Source organism: Christiangramia qingdaonensis (assembly GCF_048381525.1).
Lineage (GTDB): Bacteria > Bacteroidota > Bacteroidia > Flavobacteriales > Flavobacteriaceae > Christiangramia.
Genome location: NZ_JBLWIM010000008.1, coordinates 685,084 through 701,381 on the forward strand (window position 1 = coordinate 685,084; position 16,298 = coordinate 701,381).

Here is a 16,298-nt window from a genome sequence, read left to right on the forward strand (position 1 = left end):
AAAGCTGCCAGCTATTTTTCCATAAATGAAAAACTTCAAGCGTTTCATCCTCTTAGTATGTTGCTTCGCCATCTTTGGATTCCAGGAGTCCAAGATAGATGAAGAAAACCCAAAACCGGAACAGATAAAAAAGCTGTTGAATCAAGCCGAGGTTTCTATCAATACCATGAATTTTGATAAAGCCCAGGAACAACTGGATCTTTCTCTCAAATTATCCAAACGTATAGACGCTAAGAGTTACATTGCACTTACCAGCACCATACTTAGTCGTATGTATCATGTAAGACACGAATATGACAAAGGTATTACGCAACTTGACAGGGCCATGTCCATTCAAAGAGAGATCAATGATGATGCAGGCCTTAATTATTCCTATGTGCTGTATTCAAAAATACTTACATCTAAAAGAGAGTTTGACCGTGCCTTAAACTACCTGGAGCTGGCAGAAAAACACTATACCCAGCAAGACAACCGGGAACAATTAGGAATCATTGCGCTGAACAGGGCTGTTATCTACTTTAACGATGAGCAAACCAAACCCAGAGCACTGGCCGAATTGAGAAACGCTGAGATCTACCTTAACGATTCGAACAATCAATACGAAAAGTCCAGATTAAATTACTTCCTCGCCCGTGCATTTTTAAACGACGGAAATTATGAACGTGCGGAGCAGTCAGCTAAAAACTCTCTGGACATCTCCAAAGCAGCTGGTTATACTGGCATGATCATGTACAGCTACAATTTGCTAAGTGAAATTGCTCAGGAAAGAGGGAATTATGCGAGCGCACTCGAATTACTTCAGCAGGGAAATCTAATTAGAGAAACGATCTTTGACGTAAATAAAGAGGCCCTTGCTACTGAAGCTAACGCGAGGCTAGGTAATTCTGCTCTAAAATCTACGGTAGATCAGCTTACGGCACAGCAGGCAGAAAATGAAAGAACTTTAAAAGTTAATAAGCTTACCACCATACTTAGTGTAGCTCTTATTACAATACTATCTCTACTTACCTTAAGCCTATATAAAAACAATAATCTTCGTGCTAGAGCGAACGAGTTGCTTCAGAAGAAAAATTCAGAATTGATCCTGGCTAAGGAAAATGCTGAAAAAGCATCCTTAGCAAAAGCACAATTCTTGACCACCATAACCCACGAGTTAAGAACACCCTTGTATGCGGTGACAGGATTAACCCATTTATTATTAGAAGAAAGCCCTACAGAAAGTCAGAAAGAGCATCTTAATTCATTGAAGTTTTCAGGAGAATATCTGCTTTCCCTGATCAATAACATACTTGACCTCAATAAGCTTGAAGCGAACAAAGTGGAGATCGTTAAGACTAATTTTGATCTTGAAAAGCGTATTTCAGATGTGTTGATCGCGTTGAAGAATTCCGCAGATGACAGGAACACGAAATTACATTTCTCTTATGATAAGGACATTCCGGCTAAACTGATCGGGGATCCTCTTAAAGTCTCTCAAATTCTCATCAATCTTATAGGAAACTCTATTAAGTTTACAGAAGATGGAGATATCTGGATCGCGGTAAATAAAACCCGACAGGATGGGAAATTTGTTTCTCTTCTATTTGAAATAAAAGATAATGGTGAAGGAATTGGAAAAGAAAAACAAAAGGCTATTTTCGAAAACTTTACACAAGGTTCTACTCAGATCAATAGAAAATTTGGAGGAACGGGACTTGGTTTATCCATTGTCAAAAACCTATTAAGTCTTCTTAATTCTGAAATTGAACTGGAGAGCGATCTTGGGAAAGGATCCACTTTTACTTTCGAATTGCAATTTGAAGCCGAAACTCTGGAGACTAAACCAGCTCAAACAGTAGCTCCATCTAAAGATATCGTTCTAACCAACGATATTATGAAGGATAAAAACATCCTTATTGTTGAGGATAATAAGATCAATCAAATGATCACACGGAAGATTCTGGAGAAGAACAAAGTTATCTGTGATGTGGCAGACAATGGTACTATTGCGATCGAGAAGGTTCAGAACAATGATTTTGATCTAATTCTTATGGATATTCATATGCCTGGAATTTCAGGAATAGAAGCTACTATAGAAATTAGAAAATTCAATCCTGATATTCCAATCATTGCGCTAACTGCGGTAACACTTGACGATAATCTGGACGAATTCTATATGAACGGTTTTAATGATATTATACCCAAACCTTATAAGACCGAAGAGTTCTTCCACAAGATCAATAAGTATCTAGCTGCCAGAGAGACAACAGTTTAAAAGAATGGCACAGCCTTTGTAAAGTATATGCTAGTAGAATTATATTGAAGATAACAAACATATATAATTTGAATTAGCCGATAAAATGAGGTGCTTCGCACCTCATTTTTTTTGTGCGTAACTTAAAATAAGTTCATCAAATCTTTCAGCATCAGAAATTATTCTGGTTTGAATAGGTAGATAGTAAAGCTTACCGGCAAGTTTAGTATTTTTCAAACGCATATAATCTTTCTCTGTTGTTAGTATCCTTTTGAAAGTGTTTAGCTTTTCAATTTCATCCTTGGAAAAACTATGATGATCTGGAAACTTAAAATGCTTCAGTTCGATATCCATTTCAGCCAGGTATGAAATCATTGGAACGGGATTGGCAATCCCCGTAACAAGCACGAAATCTTTCTGTTCGATATCTTTTAGAAGCATATGCTCTTTCTCTGTGAAGATCATTTCAGAATATATGATACTACTGAAGAAAACAGGACCATTGAAATAAGTTTTGATCTTTGACTGAATTTCATCCTGTTCAGCCTTAACAAGATCCTGCGGACATTTAGTTACCACCACAACATTCGCCCTACGCGCACCGTGCCGTGACTCTCTAAGATTTCCTGCCGGGAGTACAAAGTCTTCCGTGAATAGGTCAGTGTAAGAAGTAAGTAGAATATAAAATCCCGCCTCAACTTTTCGATGTTGAAAAGCATCATCCAGCAAAATAAGATTGGAACCGGACTTTACTAACCTGTTGATACCTTCTACCCTATTTGCATCTACAGCTACCGCGATCTCTGGGAATTTATTCTTAAACTGTAGAGGCTCGTCCCCGCTTTTACTAGCAGCGTCATTGATTTCTACAATCTGGAACCCTGAACTCTCACGTTTATAACCTCTGCTTAAAGTCGCAAGCTTAGCATCCTTCGAAAGCAGATTAATTAGATATTCGATCATAGGAGATTTTCCGGTACCTCCCATATTTAAATTGCCAACCGCGATCACAGGAATATCAAATTTCATGGAATCGAAAATTCCCTGATCATATAATTGATTTCGAACTCCAGTTACAGTTTTATAAACTATGGATAATGGCAAAAGCAATTTTCTGGGATTCGGCATAAACGCTTAATATAATTATCTTTGAGTCTGAAGTCTAAGAAATATGCAAACAATTCATTTTTCAGGCTTCAGGCAAAATTATCAAAATATGCTTATTAAAGAAGTAATTAATATTATAGAAGAATTTGCACCGCTTAATTATGCTGAAGATTTCGACAACGTAGGTTTGCTGGTAGGTAACGCTTCCGAAGAAGTCAACGGAGCACTTATAACTCTAGACACCCTGGAAACTACCGTAGATGAAGCCATTGCTAAAAACTGCAACCTGATCATAAGTTTTCATCCAATCATATTTTCAGGTTTAAAAAAACTAACCGGTAAAAATTATGTGGAGCGTACCGTTCTGAAAGCAATTAAGAATGATATTGCGATCTATGCGATTCACACTGCTCTAGACAATCAGCACAAGGGTGTCAACGATATGATTGCTGAAAAGCTCGGACTGGTGAACAGGCAGATCCTCATCCCTCGTAGCGATAGCATCAAAAAACTGCAAACCTATGTTCCGGTTTCCGACGCTGCTAAGGTTAGAGAAGCTTTATTCCGGGCAGGTGCTGGTAATATTGGAAATTATGAGAACTGTAGTTTTAATGTTCAGGGCTCCGGAAGCTTCAAAGGAAACGAAGATTCGAATCCCGTAGTTGGTGAGAAAGGTACAATACATTATGAGGATGAAGTTCAAATTAGTGTAACCTATAAGAGACATCTCGAATCCAGGATACTGAAAACCTTGCTTCAAAGTCATCCTTACGAGGAAGTCGCCTATGAAATTCACAGTCTTGAAAACAGGAATCAACAGCTAGGAATGGGCATGATCGGGGAACTCGAAACTCCTGTAGACGGGAAAAGTTTCCTAACTCAAGTTCAGGATACATTTAATAGCAAAGGAATTCGTCACTCTGAAATACTCGAAGCACCTATTAAAAAAGTTGCTGTCCTGGGAGGTAGCGGAGCCTTTGCCATTGAGAATGCCAAAAGCGCTGGTGCAGATATATTTATCACGGCAGATCTAAAATATCACGATTACTACAAAGCCGAGCAAAAGCTGGTCGTCGCAGATATCGGACACTATGAAAGTGAACAGTTTACAAAAAATTTACTATATTCTTTTCTTAGCAAAAAAATTAGTAGTTTTGCACTTATTTTAGCAGATACAAATACCAATCCAATACATTACTTATAATATGGCGAAAAAAAACGATGTTACTGTAGAAGAGAAGTTAAGATCACTGTACGATCTTCAATTGGTGGATTCACGAATTGATGAGATTAGAAATGTACGTGGAGAACTTCCTCTTGAAGTTGAAGATCTTGAAGATGAAGTAGCAGGTTTGAACAGACGCCTGGAAAAACTGGATGCGGATATCGAAGTGATTGATAATGATATCAAGAACAAGAAGAACCAGATAGAGGAGTCTAAGACGACGATCAAAAAATATTCTGAGCAACAAAAGAATGTTCGAAATAACCGTGAATTCAATGCTTTAAGTAAAGAAGTTGAATTCCAGGAACTTGAAATAGAGCTTTCAGAAAAGCATATTAATGAGTACAAGGCGAAGATCGAGCAGAAAAAAGAAGTTATTGCTCAAACAAAAGAGAAATTAGCTGAAAGAGAAGCTCACCTTAAGCATAAGAAGAGTGAACTTGACGAAATTTTGAAGGAAACTGAGAAAGAAGAGCAAGCACTTCTAGACAAATCTAAGGAATACGAAAAGAACATTGAAGACAGGCTTGTTACTGCTTACAAAAGAATTCGTACAAACGTAAAGAATGGTTTAGCAGTAGTTCCTGTAGAAAGAGGTGCATCTGGAGGATCTTTCTTCACTATTCCACCACAGGTGATCATGGAAATTGCTGGTCGTAAGAAGATCATCACAGATGAGCACAGTGGTAGAATTCTGGTAGATGAAGAACTAGCTAAAGAAGAGCAGGAAAAAATGGAGTCTATGTTCAAGAAGTTCTAATACTTCTTAAGCAACACTTTAAACTGCCTGGAGAATAACAGTAAGATCTTAGGATCTGAAGCAAAAGTTTTTCAGGCAGTTTTTTTATGCCTAAATTTCAAGCCATTCTCCTATTTACACCAGCTCCTGGATTAACATTCATTTTACAATTTTCAGTGAATTATAGTCTAACTTTAACCCGTTATGAAACTACTCACTGCATTTAAAACCTGTACCATCTGTCTGACTATGCTGACTATTACAGGTTGTAAGGATTCTACCAATTCTGAAATCGAGAATAAGGCAGAAGACACCATTACTACTCATAAAAATGGTTTTAAGGATTTGAACGAACAAAGTTCAGATCAAGCTGAAGAAGCTAGTATCACGGGCACTACGTCTACAGCAGAGAAAAAGAACACAGACTACTCTGGAACTTATACCAACCTCGCGTTTGCGGAAGAAAGCAACTGCGAATGCTATTGCCTGGAAATCGAAGCTGGAAAAAGTTCAGAAATTTGCCTGAAGCCCGGCGAGTTATATATGGAAGCCGACTTTAGAAAAGTAGGTAACGAAATTCATGTTTTCTACAAGGGAGCTTCAGTTAAAAGCAAACAGAATGATATTCCATGGAATGATCTGGATACTGGCACAGCGGTTGCAACATTTAGCAAAGTAAGTGCAAACCAATACAAACTTGACTGGAAGGGTTTTCAAATCGACGGTAAGACTGCCGTAGACTATGCTTTGTTAGGCAAGAAAACTCTTGAAGGAACTTATAAACTTAAATAACATGAAGCTATTATTTATTAATTTCGTAAGCCTCGTACTTCTGGCTTGTGGAAATCAAAACACACAGCAAACTGTGACTAAACCTGAAATTGCAAATGCTACTCCGGTAGAAGTTGAGATGCAGGACGGGATGAAAAAGGCTTATTTCGCCAGCGGTTGTTTCTGGTGTGTTGAAGCTATTTATGAAAGTATTGAAGGAGTGGATGAAGTGATAAGTGGTTACTCGGGCGGACATACCAAGAATCCCACCTATGAAGAAAGCAATACTGGTAGAACAGGTCATGCAGAAGCAGTAGAAGTGATTTATGATCCTGAAGTTGTAGATTTCAGAACCTTGGTTCAGGTGTTCTTTGGCTCTCAAAACCCAACGCAGGTGAATGGGCAGGGACCAGATAATGGATCACAATACCGTTCGATCATATTCTTTCAAACAGAAGAACAAAAAAATATTATAAACGAAGTAAAGACTGAAGTTGCAAAAAATTATCAGAAACCACTAGCCGCAGAAATCCTCCCTTTTCAAAAATTCTGGGTAGCGGAAGATTACCATCAAAATTACGAGAAAAACAATCCTCAGAATCCATACATTCAGAATGTATCGATTCCAAGACTTAATCGATTTAAGGAGAAGTTCCCGAACATTCTTAAGGAGAATGCACATTAAAAAAAAGCTGCCAAATGGCAGCTTTTTTTATTTGTTAAGTAAATCTTTGATCTTGAGTTCGACTTCTTCAGAATCCCAGGTTTCTTCAATTCCAGGAATCTTCATGACCTCATCCATGATTCCTCTCTGGTAATCTCCGATATCCAACGCATCTGAATAAGCTTTGTCTGAAAATGTTACCCGTGAGTACAAAGGCACCCATAATTCAGGATATTTCAGAGCGAACTTCTTTTCTATTTTCTTCCGCAGTAAAAATGATGGATCTGCCGTCTTACTACTCATTTCGACAAAATTACGGTAACTCAATTCTGCGATCGCATCTGTATTAGGTTTTCGCTCTCTTTGATATTCTTCGAAGATAATTTCCCAGTTATCACCATGCTGACTCATCTTTTCATTTAGAACTGATATATCTTCGAATCCCGCATTCATTCCCTGTCCGTAAAATGGAACGATTGCATGAGCCGAATCTCCCACTAGAGTGATCTTATCAAAATAAGACCATGGATAACATTTGATAGTAACCATTGCACTGGTAGGATTTTTGAAAAAATCCCGCTTTAAATTCGATATTTCGTCCTTAATATCTGGAAAATACTGTTCGAAGAACTGATCTGCCTGTTGTTCTGTCTGTATACTTTCAAAAGAAATATCTCCTTCAAAAGGCATGAAAAGCGTACAGGTAAAACTTCCATCCAGATTAGGCATTGCGATCAACATAAAATTACCTCGAGGCCAGATATGGAAAGAAGCATTATCTAGCTTATGGGAACCATCGGGATTAGCCGGAATAGTTAGTTCTTTATATCCTACATCAATAAAATGTTGGGAATAATTGAACCTGCTCTGTCTCTGCATCTTGTGACGAGTTCTTGAAAACGCGCCATCTGCTCCAAAAATAAGATCGAACTGATATTCTTTCCAGACGCTTTTTTCAGATTCACCTGTATACAACTTTGCATTAGGCAAATCCACATCCCAGATCTTCTCTTCAAACCTGAATTCTGCCCCAGCTTCTTCAGCAAGATCTATCATTTTACGATTAAGAATTCCTCTGGAAATCGAGTAGATCGCTTCCCCATCTTCTCCGTACTTCTGGAAGTAAACTGGTTTGTCATCTACATGCATTGCCCGTTTATCCAGCGGTAATGCCAGCTTCCTGATCTCATCTTCTATTCCAGCTTCTCTTAAAGCTTTCCAGCCGCGATTGGACATAGCCAGGTTTATAGATCTTCCAGAAAATTCTACCAGACGAACATCGGGACGTCTATCGAAAATAGTTACTTTGTGACCTTGTTTTCTAAGAAAAATGGCTAATAAAGATCCCACGAGTCCGGATCCTACAATAGCTACTTCTTTTTGATTTTGCATGAAGTATAAACTAATTCCTGGCAAGCAAAATACTCTCCAGTAATATATTAATTAGATTCACGAAATTACTTAATAATATTCAATTCACTGGCAGTCACAACGACTTAGAGCCGCTTTTGACCATCTAATTTTGATTTACCAGTTCATTAACACCCCAAAATCCTTGAAACTGGTAATTTTAGTAAAAATTGAATTATGACTATGGAAAAACAAGCTTTACTACAATCCTACCAAATGGGAGACCTGAATTTAAAGAATCGTGTAATCATGGCGCCAATGACCAGAAGCCGTGCCGAGAATGATGCAAATGCTCCTACAGATATGCATGTGACTTATTACACACAGCGTGCAGGTGCCGGTTTAATTATTTCTGAAGGTTCTCAGGTATCATCCCGGGCTGTTGGGTATATAAATACTGCTGGAATTCATTCTCCGGAACAGGTGGAAGGATGGAAGAAGGTTACTGAAGCAGTTCATAAGGAAGGTGGAAAAATCTTTATTCAGCTATGGCATGTTGGTAGAATTTCACATCCTAAATTTCATAACGGAGACAAGCCACTTGCTCCCAGTGCTGTAAATCCAAATGCAGATGTATACACACCAGATGGCCAGGAAAAAACCGTTGATCCAAAAGCAATGAGTCTACAGGAGATACAGGAAACTGTGCAGGAGTTTAAATCTGCAGCTCAGAATGCCAAAGATGCTGGCTTTGACGGAGTTGAAATTCACTCTTCCAATGGTTACCTTATACACCAGTTCTTCAATAAAAATGCTAACCAACGTACCGATGAATATGGAGGAAGCATTCCAAACAGAGCAAGATTCTTTTTTGAAGTTCTGGATGCTATCAATGAAGTATGGCCTGAAAACAGAATTGGTTGCAGATTCAATCCTTCTCTTCATAAAATCTTCGGAATTGTAGCTTCAGAAGAAAGCATTGAAACCTTTGATTACATCATGGAGAAACTTAATGCTTATGACCTGGCTTATATTCACCTTTCAGAACCATTCTCAGATGTTAGCGACGTGCCTTATCTTATAACTGATATTGCGAAACACTATCGAAAGATCTACAAAGGAACTTTGATGATCAATGCTGGTTTCGACCGAGAATCTGGAAACAAAGTTATCGAAGAAGGGAATGCAGACCTTGTGAGTTATGCAAAATGGTACATTTCCAATCCAGATCTTGTAAAAAGATTTGAAAATAAATGGCCTCTGGCCGAATATAACGAGGATACTTTTTATACGCCTGGGAAGGAAGGATACATTGATTACCCTGCTTACGAAGAGCAACAGGAATCCTAATTTTTTGATAAAGCTGTTCTAAAAGCTGTTAACTGGCAAGGCTTCATTAAGGCGAGGTAGTATATTAGATAAACTAAATTTAATATTATGGATCAGGAGAAACTAGACCACATGAGGTCTACATTGAACAAACTGGAGGATATCAAGAATACTCAAAGTAGTATTATCGATAAAATTAACCATGTGATCACAGATTTGTTCCAGCATCCAGACAAGAACCTGGAGAAGGTTATGGAAGATGCTCACCAAAAAGCGTCAGACAATATAGATGCGGTAAGAGAAGCAATGGAAGAATATGAGATGGCCATCAATAAGATGGAAAATCAGAGTTAATTTAAAAATCCATTAACAGCTTTATAGTAAAGCAATCAATAACTTGAGGTCAGTCTAAAAAACTGACCTTTTTTTATGAAACATATCAAAGCCTCAGACATTGAGGAAATGGAAAAGATCTATCGCCTGAATCTTGTAAACAGTTGTACGGGATATAAATCTGCGAATCTTATAGCTACCAGATCTAAATCTGGGAATCCCAATGTGGCCGTATTTAGCTCGGTAACTCATATTGGCAGCAACCCTGCAATGCTTGGGTTCGTGACCAGGCCACTGAGTGTTGCGCGAAATACTTATAATAACATTAGGGATACTGAGTACTTCACCGTGAACCATATCAAGGATAAAATGATCGAGCAGGCTCATCAAACTGCGGCGAAGTATGATGAAGAAATTTCAGAATTCAATAAAACAGGTCTGGATGAGGAATATCTCGATGGATTCCACGCTCCATATGTCAAGCAATCTGAAGTAAAGCTAGGATGTAAATATGTCAATGAATATCATATCAAGGAAAATGACACTGTACTTGTGGTTGCATCCATTGAACATATCTATTATGATGAGGGTATTCAAATGCCAGATGGGTGGTTAAGATTGGACGACGCTGGTACAGTAGCAGTAAATGGTCTGGATGGCTATTCCCTGCCAAGCCTGCTTGATAGATTTCATTATGCCCGCCCTGGACAGGAGGTTAAATCGTTCTTTAGTAAGGATGGCGAATAAAACGGTTAAGAAATCTGATTTACCTCAAAAGATCTGTCCGGTTTGCGAACGTCCTTTCTCGTGGCGTAAGAAGTGGGAAAAAGATTGGGAACAGGTACGGTATTGCAGTGATAAATGCAGAAAAAACAAATAATGAGTACAGGGTTAATTTGGTTTAGAAATGATCTTAGAACGCAGGATCATGAGGGATTATCAAAAGCAACAGACAATCACGATAGAGTAATCGCTGTGTACTTTTTCGATCCCAGGCATTATAAAGAACTGGACATAGGCTTTCGAAAAACAGGAAAATTCAGAGCAAAATTTCTGATAGAAACTATTCATCAACTGCGGAATAATATTCAGAAGATACATATTCCATTTTTTGTTTTTCAGAATAAACCGGAAGTTAAAATCGCGGAACTCGTAAAAGAGCATCAGATAGACACCGTTTACTTTCAGAAAGAGTGGACAGATGAAGAGAAGGAAGTTGAAAGAAATCTGAAGGAATCTATCCCGGATGTTGAATTTAAAGATCATTATCAGCAATTTTTATTTCATCCTGATGATATCCCTTATGATTCCTTCGATGATATTCCAAAGGTCTTTACTGAATTCAGGAAAGAATGTGAGAAGAAAACAGAAGTTAGAGAATTACTTACCAATTCATCAATCGCATTTGAGTTTGAAAATGACACTAAAATACCGAGTTTAAAGGACCTCGATTTTACCGAATTTGAAACCGACGAGCGATCTGCCTTCCCATTTCGCGGTGGAGAAGATGAAGCTTTAAAAAGAGTTGAACAGTACTTTTTTGAACAAAGGAACCTTGAAACGTACAAAGAAACCAGGAATGGTTTGATTGGCACAGATTACAGCTCTAAACTCTCAGCATGGCTGGCCAATGGAAGCATTTCACCCAGACAGATCTATTTCAAGGTCAAGCAATATGAAAAAGAAATTAAAAGTAATCAGAGTACATACTGGCTTGTTTTTGAACTCATATGGCGCGACTTCTTTAAGTATATTTCCCTTAAGCATGATAACAAGATCTTTCAGCTAGAAGGAATTCGAGGAAAATCTCATGAATGGAATGATGATACTGAAACTTTCAGAAACTGGATCGATGGAAATACTAAAGAGGATTTTGTCAATGCCAATATGCTGGAAATCGCCCATACCGGTTTTATGAGCAATCGCGGAAGACAGAATGTGAATAGTTATCTCGCGAAGGAACTTAAACACGACTGGCGAAAAGGCGCTGCATATTTTGAGAGTCTGCTCATAGATTATGATGTACATAGTAACTGGGGAAACTGGATGTACAATAGCGGAGTTGGAAATGATCCCCGTGATAGAAAATTTAATATTAAAAGTCAGGCAGAACGCTACGATCCCGATAATGACTATCAAAATTTATGGCTGAAGTAAAAAAAACGCTGAGACTTATTTTAGGTGATCAACTAAATCATCAACATAGCTGGTTCAAGGACGACCTTGAAGACGTGACATATCTTTTTATGGAAATGCGACAGGAAACCGATTATGTGAAACATCATATACAGAAGGTCGTAGGTTTTTTTAGTAGCATGCGAAATTTTGCCAGCTATCTGGAAGAGAGAGATCACCGCGTCATCTATTATGAGATCGATCATGAGGATAATACTCAGAATCTTGAAAAGAACATAAAAGACCTGATCGATAAACATGATTTTGAAAGTTTTCAGTATCAATTACCAGATGAGTATCGTCTTGATGAGCAACTGAGAAATTTGTGTGAAGATCTGGAGATCGAAACTAGCAATTTTGATACTGAACATTTTTTCACAACCCGTACTGACCTGGAAAAGTTTTATAAAGGCAAGAAGCAAATGACCATGGAATATTTCTACCGCGATATGCGGAAGAAAAACGATATTTTAATGATCAATGCTAAAGATCCTGAAGGAGGGAAATGGAATTTTGATAAGAGTAACCGGCAGAAATGGAAAGGCAAGCCTGAAATTCCCCACGAAAGAGGTTTCCGTAAAGATGTATCTGATCTAGTTGAAGAAATTAAAAATGCCGGTGTAGAAACTTTTGGATCTATTGAATCGAAAAACTATAACTGGCCAACCACTCGCGAAGACTCACTTTCAGTACTAAATTATTTCTGTAAAAACCTTCTTGTACATTTTGGCGATTACCAAGATGCTTTGCATACCGATGAAGCTTACCTTTTCCATTCGCGATTATCCTTCAGCATGAACACAAAAATGCTGAGTCCAAAAGAAGTCATAAACTCTGTTCTGGATTACTATTACGACCATAAAGACGAGATCGATATTTCTCAAGTAGAAGGATTTATACGGCAGATCCTGGGATGGAGAGAATATATGAGAGGTATTTACTGGAAAGAAATGCCGGGATATCGCCGTACTAATAAACTTCGAAATCAAAATAAACTTGCTGGATTCTACTGGGATGCAAAGACCAAAATGAATTGCCTGCATCATGCGATCAAAAATAGTCTGGAAAACGCATATGCACATCACATCCAGCGACTTATGATCACTGGTAATTATGCTTTGTTAACTGAAACTCACCCAGACGAAGTCGACCAGTGGTATCTGGGAATTTATATCGATGCCATTGAATGGGTAGAGATCACTAATACTCGTGGAATGAGCCAGTTTGCAGATGGTGGAATTGTAGCAACGAAACCCTACGTTTCCAGTGGCAGTTACATTAATAAAATGAGCAACTACTGCAAGGATTGCCACTATAAAGTAAGTAAAAAGACCGAAGATGATGCCTGTCCATTTAACAGTCTTTATTGGAATTTTCTGGATTCCAACCGGGAACATTTTGCTGGAAACCAGAGAATGAATATGATGATGAGCCTACTGGAAAAGAAGCTTCCGGAAGAAATGCAGAAAATAAGGAATCGCGCGGCAGAAATTATTTCTAATCCAAACCGCTTTTAGTACTTATAGTTAAATCAAGGTTAAATGAAAACCAGTGGGTTAATGCTTTGTCTAATTTAGTCCTGAAATTATTAAACCACCTAACTAAAAATCATTAACCAAAGGCAGGATAAAACCAGTCTAAAACCAGAACATTATGAAAGATTTAATTTGGCTTATTATCGTATTACTAGTAATTGGATGGCTAATTGGATATTTTGCATTCCCAGATTTAGGAAGCATCATACATATCCTTATCGTTGTAGCTGTAATATTAATCCTGTACAAGTTACTTACAGGACGTAAACTATAATAATTAATATAATTGATACTAACCCTTTGAGCGATCAAAGGGTTTTTTGTTTAAAATCGAAATATGTGGAGATTAGAATCAAAAAAGGTATTGGTAACCGGTGGAACCAAGGGAATTGGAAAAGCGTGTGTAGAACAGTTTCTGGAGTTGGGTGCAGAGGTACTATTCACTGCAAGAACATCGAGTGAAGTGGATGATCTTGAATATGAACTGAAAGATCAGGGCTATCAAGTGAAAGGCCTGGTCGCTGATGCTTCAAAATTATCTGATTCACAAAGTGTTCTAAAATGGATTTCTGAAAACTGGCGCAGATTGGATGTACTTGTAAATAATGCCGGTATCAATATCCGGAAAAAGGCTCATGAATATTCTGAAGAAGAGTACAAAAAAGTTCTGGACATCAATCTGATGGCTCCTTTTACGCTCAGCCGACTCCTATTTCCTCTTCTGAAAATTTCAGATGCATCAACGATCATCAATGTAGCATCTTCCGCAGCACTTCAGGATGTAGGCACAGGAACTCCTTATGCGATGTCCAAGGCAGGTTTGTTACAGCAAACCAGAAGTCTTGCTGTAGAATGGGCTTCAGAAGGGATAAGAGTAAACGCAGTTTCACCGTGGTTTACGAAAACACCATTAACTGAAGGCTACCTGCATAACGACGAAAAGATGAGATCTATTATTTCCAGAACTCCGCTTAAGCGCGTTGCAGAAGCAAAAGAGATTGCCAGCATTGTAGCATTTTTAGCGATGCCAGCTTCCTCATTTGTTACCGGACAGAACATTGTTGCTGATGGTGGAATGAGCATAAACGCACTATAAACAAAAGAATAACTATATTTAAAAAACTAAAACTATGAAAAAACTACTGCTTACATTTCTTGCCGGAATTACCCTTATCTCCTGCAATGAAGACAAAAAGAAAGAGGTAACTCCTGAAGAAAATCCAAACCTGGAAGTTCACGAGAAGATCGCGATGGTCAATGGCTTTGAAGAATTTGATAGTATTAAAAAGGTCAAATTTACCTTCAATGTAAAAGTGAACGATTCTATAAGATCTGAAAGACGATGGAACTGGAATGTTGATACGGACAAGATTAGTCTAACCGAAAATGACTCAGTGATGAGTTATACCAGAAAAGACAGCCTGGCTGACGATAAAAAATATATAGATCAGCGTTTTGTAAATGATTCCTACTGGTTATTGTTTCCTTTTCAATTAAAGTGGTCACTGGCAGATCTTAGTGAACCAAAGAAAGCAACAGCACCAATTAGCGGAGACGAAATGCAGATGCTTACAGTAAGTTACCCAGAAGATGGTGGTTACACCCCGGGTGATAGCTACGACATCTATTTCGATGATGAATTCATGATTCGCGAGTGGGTTTACAAATCTTCAAATGGAGGTCGTGAAATGGCTACAACCTGGGAAGACTATAAAGATTTTAAAGGAATCAAGATTGCTACTATGCATAAATCCAAGGATGATAGTTTTGAGTTATTCTTTGATGACATTTCCGTAGAATAGAAAAAATAAGTCATAAAAAAAGGAGGCAAATGCCTCCTTTTTTTATGACTTATTTTTTGAGAGTATTCCCTCTTTTAAGATCTGACCAAATCTATAAATATCTTCATAAGAACAATAAAATGGTGCCGGTGCCAGCCTGATCACGTTCGGCTCACGCCAATCCAGCATCACTCCATTCTCCATTAGATAATTAAAGATCTCTTTCCCTTCACCGTGTAGAAAAACTGAAAGTTGGGTTCCTCTTTCCTTCTGTGCTGAAGGAGTAATGATTTCAAAAGTACTGTCTACATCCTTGTCTATTTCGTGCAATACGAACTCAAGATATGCAACAATATTGTCTCTTTTCTTTAGCAAGCTATTCATTCCAACCTCCGCGAACATTTCCAGGGAAGCAAGATAAGGCGCTAGCGCAAGAACCGGTGCATTGCTAATTTGCCAGGCATCTGCATTAGATTCCGGTTGAAATTCTGGCTCCATTAAGAATCGGCGTTCTTTATTATGTCCCCACCAACCTTCAAATCTGGGAATATCTTTTTTGTTATGATACTTCTTGTTTATAAAACATCCTGAAGCATTTCCAGGGCCTGAATTCATATATTTATAACTACACCAAGCAGCAAAGTCTACATTCCATTCGCTGAGTTTTAGTTCTATATTTCCGGCTGCATGAGCTAGATCCCAACCAACGAAGGCTCCAACTCTGTGACCTGCTTTAGTGATAGTATCCATGTCCATGACCTGACCAGTGTAGTAATTCACTCCACCAATAAGCACAAGAGCACACTCCTCTCCTACTTCATTAATTTTACTAAGAATATCTTCTGTTCTAAAATTATGCTCTCCATCGCGCTTTTTGATCTCTACGATGGCATCTTCAGGATCAAATCCATGAAAACGAACCTGGCTGGAGATCATATATTGATCGCTGGGAAATGCTTTTTCTTCACAAATGATCTTATAACGCTTTCCTTCAGGTCTGTAAAAACTTACCATTAAAAGGTGAAGATTTACCGTAAGCGTATTCATGACGGTCAC

At 38.2% G+C, this 16,298-nt stretch carries 17 protein-coding genes; 14 read left to right on the top strand and 3 right to left on the bottom strand.

From position 1 onward, the window contains the following. Nucleotides 1-25 precede the first annotated feature (25 nt). A complete protein-coding gene (locus ACNI3T_RS03855) occupies nucleotides 26-2,254 on the top strand; it encodes a hybrid sensor histidine kinase/response regulator (protein WP_418226697.1) in 2,229 nt (742 codons plus the stop codon). A gap of 102 nt (nucleotides 2,255-2,356) precedes the next feature. Here ACNI3T_RS03855 and lpxK read toward each other — a convergent pair whose 3' ends face one another. Then, nucleotides 2,357-3,361 (bottom strand): tetraacyldisaccharide 4'-kinase, encoded by a 1,005-nt coding sequence (gene lpxK, locus ACNI3T_RS03860; RefSeq protein WP_418226698.1) that lies wholly within the window; start codon nucleotides 3,359-3,361, stop codon nucleotides 2,357-2,359. 88 nt (nucleotides 3,362-3,449) lie between these two features. On the opposite strand from lpxK, the gene ACNI3T_RS03865 reads away from it, so the two are divergent. The 4 genes from ACNI3T_RS03865 (at nucleotide 3,450) to msrA (ending at nucleotide 6,760) form a co-directional block, all read left to right on the top strand. Further along, on the top strand, nucleotides 3,450-4,544 hold the full coding sequence (locus ACNI3T_RS03865) for a Nif3-like dinuclear metal center hexameric protein (protein ID WP_418226699.1): 1,095 nt from the start codon (nucleotides 3,450-3,452) through the stop codon (nucleotides 4,542-4,544). 1 nt (nucleotide 4,545) lies between these two features. Continuing rightward, the gene (locus ACNI3T_RS03870) at nucleotides 4,546-5,325 is read left to right on the top strand and encodes a zinc ribbon domain-containing protein (RefSeq protein ID WP_418226700.1); all 780 of its coding nucleotides are present in this window, start codon (nucleotides 4,546-4,548) and stop codon (nucleotides 5,323-5,325) included. A 183-nt stretch (nucleotides 5,326-5,508) separates the two neighbouring features. After that, entirely contained in the window at nucleotides 5,509-6,096 is a 588-nt protein-coding gene (locus ACNI3T_RS03875; RefSeq protein WP_418226701.1) for a hypothetical protein, read from the top strand. Nucleotide 6,097: 1 nt separating this feature from the next. Next, nucleotides 6,098-6,760, top strand: coding sequence for a peptide-methionine (S)-S-oxide reductase MsrA (gene msrA, locus ACNI3T_RS03880; protein WP_418226702.1), 663 nt, complete (start codon nucleotides 6,098-6,100; stop codon nucleotides 6,758-6,760). Nucleotides 6,761-6,787: 27 nt separating this feature from the next. Here msrA and ACNI3T_RS03885 read toward each other — a convergent pair whose 3' ends face one another. After that, nucleotides 6,788-8,131 (bottom strand): FAD-dependent oxidoreductase, encoded by a 1,344-nt coding sequence (locus ACNI3T_RS03885; protein WP_418226703.1) that lies wholly within the window; start codon nucleotides 8,129-8,131, stop codon nucleotides 6,788-6,790. A gap of 201 nt (nucleotides 8,132-8,332) precedes the next feature. Between ACNI3T_RS03885 and ACNI3T_RS03890 the strand changes: the two genes are divergently transcribed. From ACNI3T_RS03890 to ACNI3T_RS03930, 9 genes are all read left to right on the top strand, one after another. Beyond that, entirely contained in the window at nucleotides 8,333-9,439 is a 1,107-nt protein-coding gene (locus tag ACNI3T_RS03890; RefSeq protein WP_418226704.1) for an alkene reductase, read from the top strand. Nucleotides 9,440-9,526: 87 nt separating this feature from the next. Continuing rightward, a complete protein-coding gene (locus tag ACNI3T_RS03895) occupies nucleotides 9,527-9,772 on the top strand; it encodes a hypothetical protein (protein WP_141876933.1) in 246 nt (81 codons plus the stop codon). Between the two features lie 75 nt (nucleotides 9,773-9,847). Next, nucleotides 9,848-10,498: a flavin reductase family protein gene (locus tag ACNI3T_RS03900; RefSeq protein WP_418226705.1), complete on the top strand. Its 651-nt coding sequence runs from the start codon at nucleotides 9,848-9,850 to the stop codon at nucleotides 10,496-10,498. After that, entirely contained in the window at nucleotides 10,488-10,631 is a 144-nt protein-coding gene (locus tag ACNI3T_RS03905; protein WP_322302023.1) for a DUF2256 domain-containing protein, read from the top strand. The genes ACNI3T_RS03900 and ACNI3T_RS03905 overlap by 11 nt, the downstream gene beginning before the upstream one ends. Then, the gene (locus ACNI3T_RS03910) at nucleotides 10,631-11,908 is read left to right on the top strand and encodes a DASH family cryptochrome (RefSeq protein WP_418226706.1); all 1,278 of its coding nucleotides are present in this window, start codon (nucleotides 10,631-10,633) and stop codon (nucleotides 11,906-11,908) included. The genes ACNI3T_RS03905 and ACNI3T_RS03910 overlap by 1 nt, the downstream gene beginning before the upstream one ends. Continuing rightward, nucleotides 11,896-13,443 carry a cryptochrome/photolyase family protein gene (locus tag ACNI3T_RS03915; RefSeq protein WP_418226707.1) on the top strand — a complete coding sequence of 516 codons (1,548 nt, stop codon included), beginning with the start codon at nucleotides 11,896-11,898 and terminating at the stop codon, nucleotides 13,441-13,443. Before ACNI3T_RS03910 ends, ACNI3T_RS03915 begins: the two co-directional genes overlap by 13 nt. A 136-nt stretch (nucleotides 13,444-13,579) precedes the next feature. Further along, a complete protein-coding gene (locus ACNI3T_RS03920; protein WP_418226708.1) occupies nucleotides 13,580-13,735 on the top strand; it encodes a lmo0937 family membrane protein in 156 nt (51 codons plus the stop codon). 63 nt (nucleotides 13,736-13,798) lie between these two features. Beyond that, nucleotides 13,799-14,557, top strand: coding sequence for an SDR family oxidoreductase (locus tag ACNI3T_RS03925; protein ID WP_418226709.1), 759 nt, complete (start codon nucleotides 13,799-13,801; stop codon nucleotides 14,555-14,557). Nucleotides 14,558-14,591: 34 nt separating this feature from the next. Continuing rightward, a complete protein-coding gene (locus ACNI3T_RS03930) occupies nucleotides 14,592-15,263 on the top strand; it encodes a hypothetical protein (protein WP_418226710.1) in 672 nt (223 codons plus the stop codon). A gap of 42 nt (nucleotides 15,264-15,305) precedes the next feature. Here ACNI3T_RS03930 and kynU read toward each other — a convergent pair. Beyond that, nucleotides 15,306-16,298: kynureninase (gene kynU / locus ACNI3T_RS03935; RefSeq protein WP_418226711.1), on the bottom strand; the 993-nt coding region annotated here is incomplete at its 5' end.